This is a genomic window from Pseudobacillus badius (assembly GCF_002189605.1).
Classification (GTDB): domain Bacteria; phylum Bacillota; class Bacilli; order Bacillales; family Domibacillaceae; genus Pseudobacillus; species Pseudobacillus badius.
Map to the genome: position 1 here is coordinate 1 of NZ_MWMM01000041.1, position 3821 is coordinate 3821.

Annotated in this window: 4 protein-coding genes; 1 reads left to right on the forward strand and 3 read right to left on the reverse strand. The window is 38.2% G+C overall.

The genetic code is table 11. The features are described from left to right. Window positions 1-300: 300 nt before the first annotated feature. The gene (locus B1A98_RS19795) at window positions 301-765 is read right to left on the reverse strand and encodes a VanZ family protein (protein ID WP_052477471.1); all 465 of its coding nucleotides are present in this window, start codon (window positions 763-765) and stop codon (window positions 301-303) included. An 88-nt stretch (window positions 766-853) separates the two neighbouring features. Beyond that, window positions 854-1357 carry a hypothetical protein gene (locus B1A98_RS19800; RefSeq protein ID WP_041114687.1) on the reverse strand — a complete coding sequence of 168 codons (504 nt, stop codon included), beginning with the start codon at window positions 1355-1357 and terminating at the stop codon, window positions 854-856. Window positions 1358-1895: 538 nt separating this feature from the next. Here B1A98_RS19800 and B1A98_RS19805 point away from each other — a divergent pair. Then, window positions 1896-2351 carry a replication/maintenance protein RepL gene (locus B1A98_RS19805; RefSeq protein WP_041114686.1) on the forward strand — a complete coding sequence of 152 codons (456 nt, stop codon included), beginning with the start codon at window positions 1896-1898 and terminating at the stop codon, window positions 2349-2351. Window positions 2352-2425: 74 nt separating this feature from the next. Here the strand turns inward: B1A98_RS19805 and mobV are convergent, their stop codons facing one another. Continuing rightward, window positions 2426-3634: a MobV family relaxase gene (gene mobV / locus B1A98_RS19810; RefSeq protein ID WP_082040304.1), complete on the reverse strand. Its 1209-nt coding sequence runs from the start codon at window positions 3632-3634 to the stop codon at window positions 2426-2428. Window positions 3635-3821 lie beyond the last annotated feature (187 nt).

The following is a 3821-nucleotide window of genomic DNA, read 5'->3' on the forward strand; positions in this document are numbered from 1 at the left end:
GTGTGCTCTGCGAGGCTTTTTTCGGCAAGCCGAAAAGCCATGCCTAAGCATGGCCAAAAACAATCCTTGGGCGCCGCCCAAACCCGCTGGGGAACCCTTCCCCAGACCCCCTATAACAAACTCCCCCATCCCCCTCACCTTTGAGGGGGCTCCCTCGCCGGTAGGCAGGAATCGAATGTTTTCGATTCAATGCCAAGAGGGTTTAGGATAGAAGAATCTGTCAACTCCTTATCCTCATTCCGCTATCGCTTCATTCCGGTACCGTTGACAGATGCCAATGGTTCTTCTTTTTATAACTTTTTAAGAGACTATTTTAAAAGCATTCTTGCATGTTACAAATAGCATAAAACCTATAAAACAACTTAGTTGGTTTAATATAATATCATCTACATCAAAACTGCCTAAAAAAGAGATTAGTTGGATAATCTCTATACTGCATATCAAAAATAAACAAGAAATCATAGTTTTAATTATATTTCTTTGAGAAGGAAAAGCGAGAGGTATTATGAATCCCATAGGTACAAAAGGAATAATATTACCTAGGATATTTATAAAGGGTACTCCTGAATTCACATCACTTACATAAGTGTCAATCGTTCTAAAAGGAACTAAGTTTACAGCTGATTCTCCTGCAGCTCTCCGCTCAGTATTGGATTGTATAGTATCTATAACACCGTTTATATTTCCATTAAACTTAATCACTATAAAGTTAAGTAGCATTAATATGTAGAGAATAAATACACCTTTCCAAATAGTTCTAGACATTTTTGGGAACCTCCAAAATTTTAAATTAAAAAGAACATCGAAAAGTTACGATGTTCTTTTTTCTTTAAATAATTATGCTATTAAATTACTAAGAAATGGAACCATTAAATGAATAAGTATTGCTATTTAATGGCACTGAAAACTTAACATAGTATTTTGTAGAAGAGCTTAAACCAGAAAAGCTGGCGGAACCAGATCCTTTTGAAATAGTAATTGTTTTACCAGCAACCTTTTTACCAGATGAATTATATACAGTAAGTGTAAGAGAGTTAGAAGTCCCCCCATGCGAGTTCAAAACTTTCCAATTTTTAACGGATATTTTCATTGTTGTTTTGCCTTTAATAAACTTATCTGTATAAACTTGTGCGCCTACTTTTGAAACCTGGTAATTGTAGGTACTTACTGAAATATCATGTGTAGAAGCACTACTAGTAGGTGGGTTCATACCATAAGGTTGCATACTACCGATTTCTGAATCAGAAGGGGCAATAGGAACCAGTTGATTCAAGGTACTAGCTTCAGTTTGCGAATTCAACGCTACTGGACTAAATAATAATGCAGATGAAAGTAAAACTGTTGCAATTTTTTTCATTCTAATCCTCCTAATATGCGGAATTTTTTCCATAAATTACATTATAACGTTTCTACTAGTTGAATCAACTCTGAATTTTTGTTTAAAAATTTTTCCTTCCTTGTTTTGGGGAGGTAGCTGGCTAGTCGTGTGGGGGCTAAACCCCACGAATTTAACGTTACAATGCTTTGTTAAAGAGCTTTTTCTCGATCGGAAGCACTTGCGGTTTTTGGCGGTATCCTATTCAGAGCAAGCTCATCACCGATATTCCTCGTTTTGGGTATGGTGAGCTTGGCGAATAACCAGCACCGCCAAAAAATGCGGAGAGCAAGGGGGAAAAGGTGGAGATTTTTTTGAGTGTTTTTCTCAAAAAAATACTACCTGAACCTTGCTTGGAGCATAGCTTTTTTTACAGATACAGAAGGGGCCTTCTGAAAAGTCAATAATACCAAGGGTTTAAAGGTTGACCTATATATCTCCTGTGATATAAACTATAGCTGTAGAGATATATATCTCAATAGATATAGTTTATATATTTTGAGGGGGGGCGAAATACATAATGAATCAGGAAGAATATAAACGTTTACAAAAGACAAAAATGCTACACGCTAATGTTGATCCTGAAACCGGTGAAATTGTCAGTCTTACAATGCCTTACAAACCCATGAAATCGAATTTAGGAGGTGGTTGGCTAGCTATGTACCAAGATCCTTTAAGCTGGATGGCAGACGCTAAATTGAGTTACGAAGAATATCGAGTGATACTGAAATTATTAGGAAAATTGGATTTTGAAAACTATATACGAGTGACTCAAACAGAAATTGCTAAGGATTTAGGAATGCAACAATCAAATGTAGCAAGAGCAATAAAAGGCTTATTAGAACAAGATATTATAAGAAAAGGCCCCAAAGTAGGCAATTCAAATACGTACCGTCTAAACCCTCACATCGGACACAAAGGGCAAAATATTAATCAAACTAAAAAAGAGTACGATCACTTAAAAAGAATCAAATAAAAATGAGTTAGAGCACTTAAAAATCCGTTAAGTGATGGACTTTCTAGTGCTCTAACTCATTTTTAAATCTTTTTTCATCTTTCGAGCTCAGTATTCCTTTCACGAGCTTTTTCGCGCTTGTATAAGCGTTCAAATTCGCTTCCAATGACTTTCTCCTTAACCTTGCCTACAAAATCCTTAAAAACGTTTTTAAAGGCTCTCACGCTCTCTGTACGCTCTTTTAAAAACTCTTTGGTACTTTGATATAAAAAATGAATTTCCTGCCGTAATTCGTGATTCTGAGAACGCAGAGAATAGTTTTCCTCGTTCAGCCGTTGATTTTCCCTCTCTTTTTCTTTCAAGCCTTTTAAAGTCCCATTCAACTGACTGGCCAACTTCTGATTTTCTTTGGCAAGGTCCATACGAAGAATTTTCTCCATCCGGCTTTTCAGCTGCTTGTTATCTCTGGCAGCTGCCACCAACTGCTTGAATTCCTTTTCAGGCACAAGAATATTACCAGTCGGCTTTTTCTTGATCTCTTTTTTGGGAATGCCGAACAAATTTCTTTCCTCCGTTTTGACCTCCACTTTTTTCATTTCTCTTTTGGCAGAAATTCGAACCTCGTCCGAAATTTCTTCGTTTAAGGTTAACAATTCATTTTTCTTACCCGAAAGCTTTTTTTCTAGTGAAGCAATCTCTTTTTCAAGCTGTTCCTTCGCTGTTTTTCGCTTGAAATCCTGAACGGATAAATGCTCACGATCAAATCCCTTTTCTCCTCGCTCCAATTCAAAACCCATCTTCTGCATATGTTCAGGAAACTTGTCTTGAAGCCAAAGCAGCTCCTGGCGATTAAACACGTTTTTACTTTGAAGTCTGCCATCACGCATAGGAACCACCCCCATATGCATATGAGGTGTTTTTTCGTCCATGTGCACGACCGCATAAGCGATATTCTGTTTTCCATATCGCTCTTGAAAAAAAGTTAGACTGTCTTCAAAAAATTTTCTTGTCTCGTCCGGATCAAGCCGATCAAAAAATTCCCTGTCAGACGTGATTAGCAATTCGTTAACGAGCACAGCATCTTTTCTCGTTTTCCTCGTTCCTGTTTTTTGCGATTCAATGATTTCTTTCACTCGCTTATTAAAGTCGATGGGATCCTCATTGACCAAATCATAATTTTGATAGGAGCGCTCTTTGTCAATGTCGGGATTCGTCCGGCTCTCCCGTTCGCGTTGATGATGAAACTGCATCCCCTTCAAATCGTACGCCTTCATCTTCTCCATATGAACGACTGCATAGCTCAATTTTTCGCACTCCTTTCGACGCCCCAGAGCACCCTTTTCCGGCATCTACTTCCAGGTAAAGTATATCACACTATACTTTACCTTCGTAAAGAGTGTGCTCTGCGAGGCTTTTTTCGGCAAGCCGAAAAGCCATGCCTAAGCATGGCCAAAAACAATCCTTGGGCGCCGCCCAAACCCGCTGGGGAAC